Annotated in this window: 11 protein-coding genes and 1 pseudogene; 5 read left to right on the top strand and 7 right to left on the bottom strand. The window is 71.3% G+C overall.

Annotated elements, in window-relative coordinates:
• Positions 1 to 295 precede the first annotated feature (295 nt).
• Positions 296 to 2,073: pseudogene (locus D9V36_RS39065) on the bottom strand (2-isopropylmalate synthase).
• 246 nt (positions 2,074 to 2,319) lie between these two features.
• Here D9V36_RS39065 and D9V36_RS39060 point away from each other — a divergent pair.
• Both D9V36_RS39060 and D9V36_RS39055 read left to right on the top strand, forming a co-directional pair.
• Complete coding sequence (locus tag D9V36_RS39060; protein WP_129297925.1) at positions 2,320 to 3,012, top strand: FadR/GntR family transcriptional regulator; 693 nt, start codon at positions 2,320 to 2,322, stop codon at positions 3,010 to 3,012.
• A gap of 73 nt (positions 3,013 to 3,085) precedes the next feature.
• A complete protein-coding gene (locus D9V36_RS39055; protein WP_129297924.1) occupies positions 3,086 to 3,619 on the top strand; it encodes a GNAT family N-acetyltransferase in 534 nt (177 codons plus the stop codon).
• Positions 3,620 to 3,689: 70 nt separating this feature from the next.
• Here D9V36_RS39055 and D9V36_RS39050 read toward each other — a convergent pair whose 3' ends face one another.
• Both D9V36_RS39050 and D9V36_RS39045 read right to left on the bottom strand, forming a co-directional pair.
• On the bottom strand, positions 3,690 to 6,134 hold the full coding sequence (locus D9V36_RS39050; protein WP_129297923.1) for an MFS transporter: 2,445 nt from the start codon (positions 6,132 to 6,134) through the stop codon (positions 3,690 to 3,692).
• Between the two features lie 423 nt (positions 6,135 to 6,557).
• Positions 6,558 to 7,232, bottom strand: coding sequence for a ScbR family autoregulator-binding transcription factor (locus D9V36_RS39045; protein WP_129297922.1), 675 nt, complete (start codon positions 7,230 to 7,232; stop codon positions 6,558 to 6,560).
• A gap of 172 nt (positions 7,233 to 7,404) precedes the next feature.
• On the opposite strand from D9V36_RS39045, the gene D9V36_RS39040 reads away from it, so the two are divergent.
• Positions 7,405 to 8,388: a ScbA/BarX family gamma-butyrolactone biosynthesis protein gene (locus D9V36_RS39040; RefSeq protein ID WP_129297921.1), complete on the top strand. Its 984-nt coding sequence runs from the start codon at positions 7,405 to 7,407 to the stop codon at positions 8,386 to 8,388.
• Between the two features lie 209 nt (positions 8,389 to 8,597).
• Positions 8,598 to 9,362 carry an SDR family NAD(P)-dependent oxidoreductase gene (locus D9V36_RS39035; protein WP_129297920.1) on the top strand — a complete coding sequence of 255 codons (765 nt, stop codon included), beginning with the start codon at positions 8,598 to 8,600 and terminating at the stop codon, positions 9,360 to 9,362.
• Positions 9,363 to 9,383: 21 nt separating this feature from the next.
• On the opposite strand, the gene D9V36_RS39030 is transcribed toward D9V36_RS39035, so the two are convergent.
• From D9V36_RS39030 to D9V36_RS39020, 3 genes are all read right to left on the bottom strand, one after another.
• Positions 9,384 to 9,896, bottom strand: coding sequence for a methylated-DNA--[protein]-cysteine S-methyltransferase (locus tag D9V36_RS39030; protein WP_129297919.1), 513 nt, complete (start codon positions 9,894 to 9,896; stop codon positions 9,384 to 9,386).
• Positions 9,893 to 11,413: an AlkA N-terminal domain-containing protein gene (locus tag D9V36_RS39025; RefSeq protein ID WP_129297918.1), complete on the bottom strand. Its 1,521-nt coding sequence runs from the start codon at positions 11,411 to 11,413 to the stop codon at positions 9,893 to 9,895. The genes D9V36_RS39030 and D9V36_RS39025 overlap by 4 nt, the downstream gene beginning before the upstream one ends.
• 81 nt (positions 11,414 to 11,494) lie before the next feature.
• Positions 11,495 to 11,722 (bottom strand): hypothetical protein, encoded by a 228-nt coding sequence (locus tag D9V36_RS39020; RefSeq protein ID WP_086717821.1) that lies wholly within the window; start codon positions 11,720 to 11,722, stop codon positions 11,495 to 11,497.
• 163 nt (positions 11,723 to 11,885) lie between these two features.
• Between D9V36_RS39020 and D9V36_RS39015 the strand changes: the two genes are divergently transcribed.
• Positions 11,886 to 13,079, top strand: coding sequence for a cytochrome P450 family protein (locus tag D9V36_RS39015; RefSeq protein ID WP_129297917.1), 1,194 nt, complete (start codon positions 11,886 to 11,888; stop codon positions 13,077 to 13,079).
• Between the two features lie 158 nt (positions 13,080 to 13,237).
• Here D9V36_RS39015 and gcl read toward each other — a convergent pair whose 3' ends face one another.
• Positions 13,238 to 15,019, bottom strand: coding sequence for a glyoxylate carboligase (gene gcl / locus D9V36_RS39010; RefSeq protein ID WP_129297916.1), 1,782 nt, complete (start codon positions 15,017 to 15,019; stop codon positions 13,238 to 13,240).
• Positions 15,020 to 15,528 lie beyond the last annotated feature (509 nt).

The following is a 15,528-nucleotide window of genomic DNA, read 5'->3' as shown; positions in this document are numbered from 1 at the left end:
CGTCTGGTAGGTGCGAGCTCTCGTCGTAGGTGCGTACGGTCCGTCCCATGCTCCTGCCAGCGTGGCCTCGGGCACTGCCGGTCCGCTAACGAGGCACTAACACACCACTAACGAACCAGGGCACTCGGCACGCCGGTCACTCCGGAAATCGGCGTGACCAGCCGGTATCCGGATCGTGTCGCCCAGAATCGCAGAGAATTCCCGAGTTGCGGATACGCCACCGCCAGGTTCGGCCGTTCCATCGATCCAGATCACCGGTCCCCTGGGCCACGGCAAGCTCAGCGGCCCCGGTTCGCTAGGGGGTGCCCCGGTCCCCGCTCGCCCGGTTGACGGCCGACAGTACCGCCCGCACCGAGGCCGTCAGGACGGACGTGTCCTGCCCCGCTCCCCAGCACGTGGCGTCACCGATACGGCACTGGACATAGGCGACGGCGGCGCTGTCCGGACCGGAGGCGAGACCGTGCTCGGCGTAAGCCAGGATGTCGACGGGGTGCCCCGCCGCGGCCAGTGCGTCGGCGAATGCGGCGAGCGGGCCGTTACCGGAGCCCTCATAGCACCCCGGGCCTTCCTCGCCCTCGGCCGTCGCCCCGCTCAGCTCGCACCGGACACGGTGCCGGCCCGGAGCGGGTTCGGTGGCGGTCCACGGGCCGAGCGACAGCGGACCGTCCTCCCCCGGCGCCAGATAGGTGCTGCGGAACAGCTCCCACAGATCCTTCGGCGTGACCTCCTGCCCGCTGTCATCCGTGGCGCGCTGCACCGTGCGGGAGAAGTCAGGGCGCAGGTCCTGCGGGAGGTCCAGGCCGTGGTGCACCTGGAGGAGGTGCGCGATCCCGCCCTTGCCCGACTGGCTGTTGACCCGGATGACCGCCTCATAGGTGCAGCCGAGATCGGCCGGATCGGCCGGCAGGTACGGCACCGCCCACGGCGCCTCGCACTCCGGGACGCCCAGCCCGGCGGCGCGTCGGGCGTGGTGGGCCAGGCCCTTGCTGATGGCGTCCTGATGGGTACCGGAGAAGGCCGTGTGGACGAGCTCACCGGCGTAGGGATGGCGGGGGTGGACGGGCAGCCGGATGCAGTCCTCCACCGTGCGGCGGACGGTGCCGATGTCGGAGAAGTCGAGCATCGGGTCGACACCCTGGGTGTGCAGATTGAGGGCGAGAGTGACCAGGTCGACATTGCCGGTGCGCTCCCCGTTGCCGAACAGGCATCCCTCCACCCGCTGCGCCCCGGCCGGCACGGCGAGTTCCGCACAGGCCACCCCCGTGCCGCGGTCGTTGTGCGGGTGCACGGAGAGGACGACGCCGTCCCGCCGCGCCAGATGGCGGTGCATGTACTCGATCTGGTCGGCGTACACATTGGGCGTGGCGACCTCGACGGTGGCCGGCAGATTGTGGGTCACCGGGCGGTCCGGTGCGGCATCCCAGAGCTCTGTCAGACCGTTGCAGATCTCCAGGACGAGGTCGGGCTCGGTGAGGTTGAAAACCTCCGCCGAGAACTGGAACCGGATGTCGGCCCCGGGCCGGGCGGCGGCCAGCCGGGCCATCTGCGTCGCGCAGTACGTACCAGATGGTGCACCTCTTCCCGGCTCCGGCCGAGGACCACCTCGCGCCAGGTGGGTGCGGTCGGCGTGTAGAGGTGCACGACGGTGCGCGGCAGCCCCTCGATGGCCTCGAAGGTCCGGTCGATCAGATCGCGGCGGGCCGGAGTGAAGACCACGACCGTCACCTCGTCCGGCACGGCGCCGCTCTCGGCGAGGTGCCGGACGAAGTCGAAGTCGGTGCGGCTCGCGGAGGGGTAGGCGACCTCGATCTCCTTGAAGCCCATCGCGACGAGCAGATCGAACATCCGGCGCTTACGGGCCGTGTCCATCGGCTCGGCCAGTGCCTGGTTGCCGTCGCGCAGGTCGACCGGCACCCACAGCGGGGCCCGCTCGATCCGGGCGGCGGGCCAGGCACGTTCGGTCAGCGGTACCTCGACGCGGTCGTGGGCGGGCCGGTAGCGGTGGGCCGGCATCGCACTGCCGCGCTGCGGATTCCACGCCGGCGCGTCGGCGGGTACCGGTCCGGCGGGCATACGGAGCGTGGGGAAGGGGAGCGTCGCGCCGTGCGTGGCGACGGAGGCGGAGGGGAACTTGGCGGGGTGGCTACGGGGCATGTCTGTCCTTCACAGGCCGGCGGGAGACCGGCAGCACCGCACCCCGCGGCGGGGTGCCGGTCGCGTCAGGCCCCGCCGCGGCGGCCGAGAAGGAGACCACGCAGCTTCATGGCGGGTACACTAACCATGACTCAACTCCTCAGACAACCTGAGAGGCATGACGGGATGTCGCTCGAAGCGCTCCGCCCCAGTCCACTGGTCGAGCAGGCCGCCCAGCGGCTGCGCGACCAGATCACCGGCGGTCACTGGCCGGTCGGCACCAAACTCCCCGGCGAAACGACTCTGGCCAAAACCCTCGGCGTCGGCCGCTCCACGGTGCGCGAAGCCGTACGGGCCCTGGCCGGTGCCGGGTTGGTGCAGCCGCGGCAGGGCGCCGGCGTCTTCGTGATCGCTACCGAGCCCACCGAGGACTGGCCCGCCCGTCTGCGCCGCGCGGCCGTCGCCGATGTCTACGAGGTCCGCGCCATGGTCGAGGTGCAGGCCGCCCGGCTGGCCTCCACCCGGCGCACGGACACCGACATCGCGACGCTGCGGTCCGCCCTCGACCGGCGGCGTACGGCCGCGGCCCAAACCGACCACGCGGCCTTCGTGGACGCGGACATCGCACTGCACGCAGCGGTGGTCGCGGCCGCGCACAACCCCGTACTCAGCGATCTCTTCGCGGAGTTCGTACCGGCGCTGCGCCAGGGGCTGATCGATCTCGTGGAGCTCCTGGGGCTGCGCGACGAAGACCCACAGCACGGTGACGCCCGCCATGCGGCGCTGGTCGAGGCGGTCGCCGACGGGGACGGCGAGGCGGCGAGCCGCATCCTGCAGACCGAGTTCGACGGAACGCTGGCGCAGCTTCCGGGTCGGTGACCTGCGCGGCACGGCCCGCGAACGGCACCTGCCGATTACCGCCGAGCCCCCGGCATTGGACAGGATGGGCGGCATGACCGAGATCCGTACCCCCCGCCTCATCCTCCGCCGCTGGACCGACGACGACCTCGCCCCCATGGCGGATATCAACACGGACCCGGCGGTCATGCGCTGGATCGGCGACGGCTCCGCCCTGAGCCTGGAGCAGACCGCCGAGGAGATCGAAGGGTGGGAGGAGGAGTGGGACGACGAGGGCTTCGGCCTCTTCGCCGTCGAGTTGCTCGCCTCGGGCGAACTGGCCGGATGCGTCGGACTGTCCGTGCCCGGATTCCTTCCGGAGGCGGCGCACGACGTGGCGATCAGCTGGCGCTTCGGACGGCAGTACTGGGGCCAGGGCTACGCTTCCGAAGCCGCCCAGGCCGTGCTGGAGTTCGCCCTGCAGGACCGTGGCCTGGACCGCGTCATCGCCGTCAACCGCCTCGGACACGAGGCCTCGGACAACGTCCTGCGCAAGCTCGGTATGGCCTTCGAGCGGGAGACGACGCATCCGGAGTACGGCCATGCGCTGACGGTGTACAGCATTGATCTCACGGAGTACCAGGCCTGAGCGGGGCACAGCGCGGGGCGGCCCGGAAGCCGGGCGGGGCCGCCCACACTCCGTGCACCGCACGCCTGGGTCAGCGAGTGGCCGCCGACGGCTGGGCGAGGTCCAGGTCGAGGATCTCGTGGGCGCCGCCGGCGAGGGATATCGGGGCGGCATGCGGCGGGAAACCGGCTGCCGTGAGGGTGTAGTGAGCGCCGTTCAGGTCGGAGAAGGCGAACACGCCGTCCGGCCCGGTCACGGTGTGCCCCGCGACGGCGCCGTCCTCGACAAGGGTCACGGCGGCGTCGGCGAGCGGCCGGCCGTTCGGCCCCCGTACCGTTCCACGGACGGTGGCGGTCGGCCGCAGGCGTGCGTCCTGCCGTTCCGGCTCGCCGCCGGACAGTTCGACGGCACGGGCCTGCGGCTGGTGGCCGGGGGCGCTCAGCACCAGGGTGTACGGGCCGGGCGGGACGGGGGCGAGGTCCCAGCTCCCGTCGGCGGCGGAGGCCGTACGGGCCACCACGTCGCCACCGGCGTCGGTGAGGACGATGCCTCCGCCGGCCAGCGGGGCGCCCTCAGGGCCGGGGCCCCCGAGCAGCACACCGCCCAGCCGGCCGGTGCCCGCGAGTATCAGATCGACGCGGGCGGAAACGTCCTCGCCCCGGTACATGGCCGAGGCGGCATACGGGGTGTGGCCGGGCGCGGCGCCCGTGAGGACGTAAGTGCCCGCCGCGGGGGCCGCGAGCGCATAGCGCCCATCGACGTCTGCCGCGGTGACGCCGGCCTGCCGCCCCTGGCGGTCGATCAGGGTGATGCTCGCGCCCGGTATCGGACCACCGGAGGTGTCCAGGACCCGGCCGGCGAAGCCGTAACGGGTCGCGGTCGGCACTGCCGCGGTCGTCAGGGTCGCGGTTGGCTCGGTCGGCGCGTCCGGCACGGTCGCAGCGGCGACCTCGGCGCCGGCACCGGCCACGCCCCCGGCACCATCCTCACTGATGGCGCCGTCGTCACTGATGACGCCTCCGTCACCACCGTCACCGCCGTCCGTGCTCTGCGCGACCAGGGTCGGCCCGGACGCCTGGCGCGCCGAGGGCAGGAAGGCGGCCAGGACGGCACCGACGATGACGGCGGCCGTGGCGATCAGGAAGGAGACCCGGAACCCGGTCATCGTCGGCACCGTGGCCGGTCCCATCCGCTGGGACATATGGGCCAGCACCATGCCGATCACGGCGCTGGACACCGAGGTGCCGATCGAGCGCATCAGGGTGTTCAGACCGTTGGCCGCGCCGGTCTCGGAAGGGTCGACGGCACCGATGATCAGCGCGGGCAGCGAGGAGTACGCCAGGCCGATACCGGCGCCGAGCACCACCGCGATGATGACGGTCTGCCAGGGGGCCGTCATCAGGCCGAGGCCCGCGCCGTAGCCGATCGCGATGACCAGCATGCCGATCAGCAGCGAGACCTTGGGGCCGCGCCGGGCGGCGATCCGCGCGTACAGCGGGGCGACGAGCATCATCGTCAGGCCGAGCGGCGCCATGCACAGGCCGGCCACCACCATCGACTGGCCGAGACCGTAGCCGGTCGACTCGGGCAGCTGCAGCAACTGCGGGAGCACCAGGGAGACCGCATAGAAGGCCACTCCGACGGTGATCGAGGCGAGGTTGGTCAGCAGGACCTCGCGGCGGGCGGTGGTCCGCAGATCGACCAGAGGGTCGGCGATGCGCAGCTCCATCACGCCCCACAGCACCAGGATCAGGGCCGCGATACCGAACAGGCCGAGAGTGGTCGGCGAGCCCCAGCCCCAGTCGCTGCCCTTGGTGACGGGCAGCAGCAGGGCGACCAGGCCGGCCGACAGCCCGAGGGCGCCCGCCACGTCGAAGCGTCCCCGGGCACGCACCGCGCTCTCCGGGACCGTCAGGAAGGTGAGCAGCATCGACAGCACACCGAGACCGGCGGCGCCGAAGAACAGGGCGTGCCAGTCGGCGTGTTGGGCGACCAGGGCCGCGACCGGCAGCGCGAGCCCGCCGCCCACACCGATCGACGAGCTCATCAGGCCCATGGCCGAGCCGAGCCGTTCGCGCGGCAGCTCGTCGCGCATGATGCCGATGCCGAGCGGAATGGCACCCATCGCGAAGCCCTGCAGCGCCCGTCCCACGATCATGGTGAGCAGGTCGCTGGTGAATCCGCAGACCAGCGAGCCGACGACCATGACGGCAAGGCTGGTCAGCAGCATCCGCCGCTTGCCGTAGAGGTCACCGAGGCGCCCCATGATGGGCGTCGAGACGGCGCCCGCGAGGAGGGTGGCCGTCATCACCCAGGTGGCGTTGCTGGGCGCCGTGTCGAGCAACACCGGCAGGTCCTTGATGACCGGCACCAGCAGCGTCTGCATGACGGCGACGACGATGCCGGAGAAGGCGAGGACCGGGACGATGCCACCGCGGGTTCTGCGCCGGCCGCCCGTGGCCGCGTCGGGCACCGGGGGCACGGCAGCGGTGCCCGCCATCCTTCCGGGGAGCTGGTCCGTCGTCATCGGGGTCATGCGGGCGGCCTCCAGGGCGGCAGAGGTGAGCGGCGGTGGGAGTGGGGGGTGAGCAGGCGGTGAGAGCGGCGGAGCAGGGGTGAGCGGCAGCGTTCGAGGGGCTGGGGCGTCTCCCCCGGCATCGGCATGATCAGGCCATGGATACGTGCATGCCGAACGTTTTATTGCGGGGGTCTATTCCGCGACACCGGCCGCCTTCGCTCCCCGGCGGGCGTGATCTGCCTCACTCCGCCCCGCCCCTGACTCCCCCTCGCCCCGTTCATCGGGCCTCCCCCGGACTTGCCGTCGACACGCGGACTCCGCTGAACCCACCGAGTCCCAGTGAACAGCACACCACTGACAATGCCGTCCGGCAGAGGCCACAGGCCATCACCGGCCACCCGCTGCCGGACGCCGCGAGCCACCCGCCCAAAGGCGCCGGGGTCAGCTCGCCGCGGCGCCGGTCCCGGCGTTGGCCGACGCCGTCCCCTGCAGGGCGGCATCGAGTTGTGCGCCGCGCTCGGAATCCAGCTTGAGCTTGGCGAGGACGGCCGGAACCGCAACGCTCGGGAGGGTGTGCTCGAAGAAGACGGTCAGCCGGCGGCTGAGATCGGCCCGGTTGGTGAAGGCATGGGACATCATCTGCAACCCGGCGAAGGCGCCGACGTAGAGCTCCGCGGTCTCCCGCACGACGATGCTCTCCAGCACTTCACCGCGGCCCTTCGCCTCGTTCAGCAGCCCCTCCACGAACACGCTCCACGAGAGCATCGACTGCTTGCGGTCGAGGTGATTGGAGCCCTGTTCGACCGCCAGCCGCGCCGCCCCGCGCTGGATCGGGTCACTGCGCAGCCGGTACGCCAGCACCTGGCCCGCGTCGACGAACTCCTGCAACTTGATCTTCTGCGGCTCGACGGCGATGTCCAGTACGTGCTCATCGAGCACCGCCAGCGCGAGCTGTTCCTTGGAGGCGAAGTGGAAGTACAAGGCGCCCTTGGTGACGCCTGCGCGGTCGAGGACTTCGGCGATGGTTGCGCGGTCGTAGCCGAGGTCGTCAAAGACCGCGGCGGCAGCCTCCAGAATCAGTCGCCGGGTCCGGATCGCGCGGTCCTGTTGGGCCACAGGACGCCTCCTGTCTCTCGTGTGCTCCATGTTCGCATCAGTTAGCTACCGCTCAATTCCCCCCTGGGTCAGCCGTTTGCGGCAATTCGACGCCCGGCGTTGAAAACAAAACCGGATGGTACGTATCTTATCAGCGATGCACCTCTTCCCTTAGAGACGCCTGGGGGCACTCATGAGCGACACGATGCACGTCAGCGGCACGGTTCAGCCCAGGGCTCCACATCAGACGCACTCGGAGGGGAACCACCGCACGCCCCCCGGACGTCACCACGCCCCCTGTGTCCCCCAGGAGTTCGTCCACCGGCCCATTGTCGACGACATTCTGGTCACGTCATGGCACCGGCTGGACGACTCCCGCTTCACGCTGACCGCCCAGTGGCCGCACGACCACGGGTACTTCACTCCGACGCACGGCCGCCACCACCTCATCCTCACCGGCGAGACCATCCGCCAGGCGGGGCTGCTCCTGTGCCACACCGAACTCGGCGTACCCGTCGGCCACCACTTCATCCTCGGCAACCTGGTGTACACAACTCATCCCGAGCACCTGGCCGTTGGCCGCGGACCCACCCGGCTGACCATCGACGTCACCTGCAGCCGGATGCGCCTTCGGGGCGGCACGCTGTCCAGCGGCCACTTCGCCATGACCCTCCGCAAGGCCGGCCGGATCGTCGCTACAGGCCATTCCGACGTCACCGTCACCTCCCCTGCCGTCTACCGCCGGATCCGTGGCGAACGGCTGGCCGCACGCCGCACCCTGGACCCACTGCCCGTACCCGTCCCGCACCAGCTGACCGGCAGCGCCATGGACAGCGATGTCCTGCTGTCCCCGACCGACGGATCCGGCCGATGGGAACTGCGCATCGCGCCCGGGCATGGCGCGATGGTGAATCCGGCGAACGACCACATTCCCGGAATGCTGCTGCTCGACGCCGCACAGCAGGCCGCCCGGGCGCTGACCGCGCCCCGGATCTTCGTGCCGTACGCCTTCGGCACCGAATTCCACCGCTACGCCGAGCACGGCGTCCCCTGCACCCTCGCGGCCCGGCACGTCCCTTCCGCGCTCCCCTCCACCACAACGGTCCAGGTCACCGGCTGCCAGGAGGGCAAGCCGGTGTTCGTCTCCACCCTGACCGCACTGGACGCCCGGCACTGAGCGCACACCGCACGGGCCATAGCGCTCTCGACAGGGACTCCGCACTGCACGAACCACCGGGCCGCGCGGCCTACGAGGCGTCTGTCGCGCGTGGCAACGGCTCTTGAGGCATGGGGCATGGGGCATCGGGCTCCCCGGGTGCCCCACCAGCGGGGAAAGCAACCGGCGGCGGCACGCCACCACAGGTGAACGGAAGGCCAGGAACGATCATGGGTGACCTCAAGGGGAAGACCGCGCTGGTGACGGGATCCAGCCGCGGCATCGGCCGGGGCATCGCCCAGCGCCTCGCGGCGGACGGTGCGCTGATCGCCGTCCATTACGGCAGCAATGACCTCGCTGCCAAGGAAACGGTCGAAAGCATCACGCGTACGGGCGGCCGGGCATTCATGGTCGGCGCGGAACTGGGAGTCCCCGGCGACGCCGAAGCCCTCTTCGCCGCCTTCGACGCCGAACTCGTCGCCTCCGGCGCGCAGCCCGGCCTCGACATTCTCGTCAACAACGCCGCGCAGAACTTCCCCGGGCACATCGACGCGGTCACCTACGAGGAGTTCGACCGCACCCTCGCCGTCAACATCAGGGCCCCGTTCTTCCTCATCCAGCACGGTCTGCGACGGATGCGGGACGGCGGACGCATCATCAACATCTCATCGGCGGTGACGAGTACGGCACACCCGTCGCAGATCGCCTACAGCGTCGCCAAGGGCGCCCTGGAAACGCTCACCCACACCCTCGCCAAGGACGTCGGCGCACGCGGGATCACGGTGAACACCGTCGCCCCCGGCTGGGTCGAAACCGATGTGACGGCGGCGCGGAGGGCGACACCTGAGGGGCGGGCCGCGATGGCGGCCTACTCCGTCTTCAACCGTATCGGCCGCCCCTCCGACATCGCGGACGTCGCCGCGTTCCTGGCCTCCGACGCCTCCCGTTGGATCACCGGCCAGCGCTTCGACGTCACGGGCGGCTCGATGCTCTGACCTTCGTCGGTGCGGGTACCGTCAGCCGGCGTCCGGACCGGCCCCCTCGATGCCGAGGAGCTGCCGCTTGCGTACGGGCCCGCCCGCGTATCCCGACAGGGATCCATCGGCGGCGATCACTCGGTGGCAGGGCCGGACGACGAGCAGCGGATTCGCGCCGATCGCCGTGCCGACGGCACGCACCGCGCCCCGCGCCGCGCCGATCCCGGCCGCGATGGCCCCGTACGTGGTCGTGGTCCCGTACGGAACGGCCTCCAGGGCCCGCCACACGCGCCGCTGGAAGTCGGTGCCCCGGGTGTCGGCGAAGGTGAGGGCGAAGCGGGTCAGCTCGCCGTCGAAGTAGGCGCGGAGCTGACGGGCGATCTCGGCGAAGGCGTCCGGGTCGTAGGTCCAGCCGTCCTGTACGGTCGCGCCGCCCTTCTGGCCGGGCACGCTGAGCGAGGCGAGCGCGGTGCCGCCGGGTGCGGCGGCTGATTCCTCGCCGACCAGCAGGAGTTCGCCCAGCGGGCTGTCGAGGGTGGTGTAGAGCGTCATGGTCCGGTGCTTTCCGTGGTGGAGGGGTGGGGGTGCGCCGGTCCGGCGACCGGCACGTTCCAGAAGTGGTGCAGAGCGTACGAGCGCCAGGGGCGCCAGTCGTCCGACCGCGCGGCCACACTGTCCGTCGGGACTCCGGCCCGGCGCATCCCGGCCAGTACGGCCGCATCGCCGGTGAGCAGCACATCGGGGTCCCCGAGGGCGCGCATCCGGATGTAGCCCGCGGTCCACGGGCCGATGCCGCGCAGGCCGAGCAGCGCCCGTTCGGCTTCGTCCCGGTCGGCTCCGGCGTCCAGCACGACGGTGCCGTCGGCGAGCGCGGCGCCGAGGGTGCGCAGGGCCGTCCGCCGCGATCCGGGCATGCCGATCTCCGCGAGCGAGGCCTGTGCCAGATCGTCGGCGCGGGGGAAGAGGTGGGTGAGCGTTCCGGACGGCTCCGGCAGGGGTTCGCCGTACGCGGCGACCAGCGCGTCACCGAGAGCGCGTCCGGCCGCGACCGAGACCTGCCGGCCGAGCACGGCGCGGACCGCCAGCTCGTCCGGGTCGGCGGCCCCCGGAGACCGCAGTCCGGGATGCCGGTCCACCAGCCGTGCCAGGACGGGGTCTTCACCGAGCCGCTCGGCGACCGCGTACGGGTCCGCGTCCAGGTCGAAGAGGCGCCGCACCCGCTGCCCCGCGGTGGTGAGGTCGCGCAGTTCGGTGAGGCGCAGCCGGCAGTTCAGCCAGCCGTCTCCGGTCGCCTCGTCGACCTCGGCGATACCGGTGCCGTGCGGCAGCCGCAGGGTGCGCCGGTAGGTGCGGGCGCCGGGCTCGCCGCTGACCTCCTCGATACCGGTGATCGCGCGCCGCTGGAGGTGGTCGAAGAGCTGCGGTGCCGCGTACGGGCCCCGGAAGGCCAGCCGCAGCGGCAGCACCCCGGGCGCAGCGTGCGACGGCACCGGGGCGCCTCGGGCCGCTTTCCCGGGGCGGCCGGCCCGCAGCTCGCCCGGCGTGAGCGCGTAGATCTCCTTGATGGTGTCGTTGAACTGGCGCACGCTGGCGAACCCGGCGGCGAACGCGATCTCGGCGGCCCGCAGGCCGGTGGTCTGCAGCAGAACCCGCGCGGTGTGGGCGCGCTGCGCCCGCGCGAGTGCCACCGGGCCGGCGCCGAGCTCGGCATTCAGCTGCCGCTGCACCTGCCGGGCGCTGTACCCGAGCCGGGCCGCCAGCCCGGTGACCCCCTCCCGGTCCACCACACCGTCGCCGATCAGCCGCATCGCCCGCCCGACGACATCGGCGCGGGCATTCCACTCGGCGGAGCCGGGCACCGCGTCGGGGCGGCAGCGGCGGCACGCCCGGAAGCCCGAGCCCTGGGCGGCCGCGGCGGTCGGGAAGAAGGCGACGTTGTGCCGTCGGGGCGTGGTGGCGGGGCAGCTCGGCCGGCAGTAGATCCCGGTCGTGGACACCGCGAAGAAGAAGGCGCCGTCGAATCTGGCGTCCCTGCTGCGCACCGCCTCGTACCTGCTGTCCTCGCTCATCACAGGTCCACTGTGCCGCAGGTCGGGCGGCGGTGCTGGCGGAAATCGGACGGCGCGTTCGGGCCTGGCGGCTGGCCCCGGTCAGGCCGGCGGCATCGGCCAGTCGTCCAGCGAGCCGCCGCGCCATTCGACGAGCCGGGGGTCGTCCAGCGCGATGTCCTCGGCCGGGCCGGCGACACCCGCACGGCGGAGGAATTCGGCGACATCACCACGGCCGTGGGCCAGGCCCACGATCTGCCCACGTACGGTCACCCGTCGGCCACCGGAGGGGGTCGGCGGGTGCACGATGACAGGCGGGTGCTCGGACATGCCTCCAGCGTGCGCCGGGCTTTCTGCTCGCGCACGTCGGCAGCCGCCATGAGCAGCATCCCCTGTCCCTGCAAGCTGCGAGCATGTACCAGGCCGGCCGGTGCCCGGGACCGCGAGGAGGCCGCTCCACAGCGCCCCGGAACCCGGCCTCCCCGACGGAATCATGAGGCCGACCGTGAACAACCCCCTGGACTCAGCCGAGTTCTCCCGGGATCCGTATCCGCTGCTCGCCGCCCTGCGGGCGCGCGGCCCGGTACAGCGGGTGCGTACCGGCAACGGCCGTACGACCTGGGTCGTCACCGGCTGGGCGGAGGCCAGGGCGGCGCTGGCGGATGCCCGGCTGTCGAAGGACACCGCCCGCTACTTCGCCGACCGGCCCGGCAACCGCCGACTGGCCCCCGCCGTCAGCCGCACCATGCTCGCCACCGACCCGCCGCACCACGGCCGGCTGCGGAGGCTGGCGATGAAGGCCTTCACTCCAGCGGCCGTGGCACGGCTGGAGCCCCGTATCCGGGCGATCGCAGAGGAGCTGGCCGACGCACTGGCCACGCGTGGGTCGGCCGACCTCGTCGAGGAGTTCGCCGAGCCGCTGCCGATCACGGTGATCAGCGAGCTGCTGGATGTGCCGGAGCCGGACCGTGCGGCGGTCCGGCGCTGGTCCCATGACCTGTTCGCCGCGGCGGCCCCGGACACCGTGGACCGCGCGTCACACGCCCTCAGCGACTACATGACGCGGCTGATCGCGGCCCGGCGCGAAAACCTGGGGGACGACGTCCTCAGCGGCCTGATCGCCGCCCGGGACGAAGCCGACCGGCTGTCCGAAGCCGAACTCGTCTCCCTGGCCGTACTGTTGGTGGTCGCGGGTCACGAGACCACCACCCATCTCATCGGCAACGGCATGGTGGCCCTGCTCCAGGACGACGCGCTCCGCTCCCGCCTCCGGGCCGATCCCGGTCTGCTCCCCGCCGCGGTCGAGGAGTTCCTGCGCCACGACTCCCCGATCACGCTCGCGACCTTCCGCTTCGCCACCGAACCCGTCGACCTCGGCGGCGCCCGGATCAGCGCGGGAGAGGTGGTGCTGGTGTCCCCCGGAGCCGCCAATCGCGATCCCGCACGGTTCGTCGCACCGGACGAGGTACGCCTCGACCGCCCGGGCGGTCATCTCTCGTTCGGACACGGCCCGCACCACTGCCTCGGTGCCCCGCTGGCCCGCCTCGAGGCCCGTATCGCCTTCGAGGTACTGCTGACGCGCTTCCCGGGCATCCGCCCGGCGGTGGACAGTTGGGACGCACTGGAGTGGCGTCGCACCCGCCTGATGCACGGGCCGGCCGGACTCCCGGTTGTCCTCGGACCGTGACAGCGGACCGGCGCCGTGACCGCGGGGCGGCAGTCACGGAGCCGGTAGTCATGACACCCGGAGTCATGACACCCGAAGTCGTGGCGCCCGTAGTCGTGGCGCCCGAAGTCATGACTCCGGTGCGCGGCAGGCCCGTGCCCGACCTTGAGCGGCATGTGTCAGACCTTGAGCGGCTTGATCGCGGTGGGCGCATGGCCCGGCTCGGTGGCGATGTCCTCCCACTCCTGGACACTGGCGATGTCGCTGCCGCTCATCGAGATGTTGGTGATCCGTTCGAGGATCGCCTCGACCACGACCGGGACACGGTGCTCGGCGGCCAGCTTCTTGGCTTCCTCGAAGGCGGCGCCCAACTCGCTCGGGTCGGTGACGCGGAGGGCCTTGCAGCCCAGACCCTCGACGACCTTGATGTGGTCCACGCCGTAGACGCCCAGCTCGGGGGCGTTGATGTTCTCGAACTCCAGGTTGACCTGGAAATTGATGTCGAGGTTGCGCTGGGCCTGGCGGATCAGGCCCAGGTACGCGTTGTTCACCAGGACATGCACATAAGGGATCCTGTGCTGGGCGCCGACGGCCAGCTCTTCGAGCATGAACTGGAAGTCGTAGTCGCCGGAGAGGGCGACGACCGGCGTCTGTGGGTCCGCGGTGGCCACGCCCAGCGCGGCCGGGATGGTCCAGCCGAGCGGGCCGGCCTGGCCGCAATTGATCCAGTGACGCGGCTTGTAGACGTGCAGCATCTGCGCGCCGGCGATCTGGGAGAGGCCGATGGTGGTGACGTAGCGGGTCTCCGGGCCGAAGGCCTTGTTCATCTCCTCGTAGACGCGCTGCGGTTTCATCGGGATGTCGTCGAAGTGCGTACGGCGCTGCAACCGGGCCTTGCGCACCTGGGTGGAGGCGGCCCAGGCGGAGCGGTCCGGCAGCGCGCCCGCGTCCCCGAGTTCGCGCGCGACCTCGACGAACAGCTCCAGCGCGGCCTTGGCGTCCGAGGCGATGCCGTAGTCCGGGGCGAAGATCTTGCCGATCTGGGTCGGCTCGATGTCGACGTGGACGAACTTCCGGCCCCGGGTGTAGACATCGAGCTTGCCGGTGTGGCGGTTGGCCCAGCGGTTGCCGATGCCCAGGACGAAGTCGGACTCCAGGAAGTTCGCGTTGCCGTAGCGGTGCGAGGTCTGCAGGCCGACCATCCCGGCGTTGAGCTCGTGGTCGTCGGCGAGGATTCCCCAGCCCATCAGGGTGGGGACGACGGGGATGCCGGTCAGTTCGGCGAATTCGACCAGCAGCTCGGGGGCGTCGGCGTTGATGATGCCGCCACCGGCGACGATCAGCGGCCGCTGCGACTCGCTCAGCAGCCCGAGGGCCTTCTCGACCTGGGCGCGGGTCGCGGTCGGTTTGAAGGCCGGCAGCGGCTCGTACGTCTCGGGGTCGAAGTCGATCTCCGTCAGCTGCACATCGATCGGCAGGTCGATCAGGACCGGGCCGGGCCGCCCGGAGCGCATCAGGTGGAAGGCCTGCTGGAAGACGCCGGGGACCTGCGCGGCCTCCATGACCGTGGTGGCGGCCTTGGTGACCGGCTTGGCGATCGCGGCGATGTCGACGGCCTGGAAGTCCTCCTTCTGGATCACCGCGGTCGGCGCCTGGCCGGTGATGCAGAGGATCGGGATCGAGTCGCCGGTCGCGGAGTAGAGGCCGGTGATCATATCCGTGCCGGCCGGACCGGAGGTGCCGAGGCAGACGCCGATGTTGCCCGGGTGGGTGCGGGTGTACCCCTCGGCCATGTGCGAGGCGCCCTCGACATGGCGGGCCAGCGTGTGATCGATCCCGCCCGCGCCCTTGAGCGCCGCGTAGAAGGGGTTGATCGCGGCCCCCGGCACTCCGAAGGCATGGCTCACGCCCTCCCGCTTGAGGATCTCCACCGCGGCACGAGCGGCTGTCATTCGAGGCATCGGGTACTCCTGCGTCGACCGGTCACGGGCAAGCTCCAGCGAGGGGCCGGAGAGGAAGCAATTCCGCATCACGGAATTAAAGTTTTGCTTTATGGAAGGAAAGTAGAGCGCGGCGACCGACCCGTCAAGGGGAAACCGGGCGCCCGAAGCTGAGGCCGGTGACGCGACTCAGACGGTGGCGGGGGCGGGGGCGGTGATGCACCACGGAGACGCGGGCAGCCACTACGGGCGGTGAACAGGAAGGCAGAGGACAGGGGGTAGCCATCCGGCCGTCGCCCGTAGGACGCGACACGACAGCCCCCACCGCAACTCCCTTGCAGTGGGACCCCCTTACCGGAGGCAGTGATTACCACTTACGGCAACCAGCCCATTCTTCGAGCCCTGGAGCGCCGTCATTCAGCCAGGACGGCGGCGGTGACACCGGGAAGCAATCCGCCGTTACCCCCTGAGAACCGCGGCAAGGTTATAGGTTTCACCAACTCAAGCCGTGGCACTCACCCGCCACCGGC

This window comes from Streptomyces lydicus, from assembly GCF_004125265.1.
GTDB lineage: Bacteria > Actinomycetota > Actinomycetes > Streptomycetales > Streptomycetaceae > Streptomyces > Streptomyces lydicus_C.
Note: the sequence above shows the minus strand (reverse complement) of the source record. Positions and strands in the feature narration are given on the sequence as shown.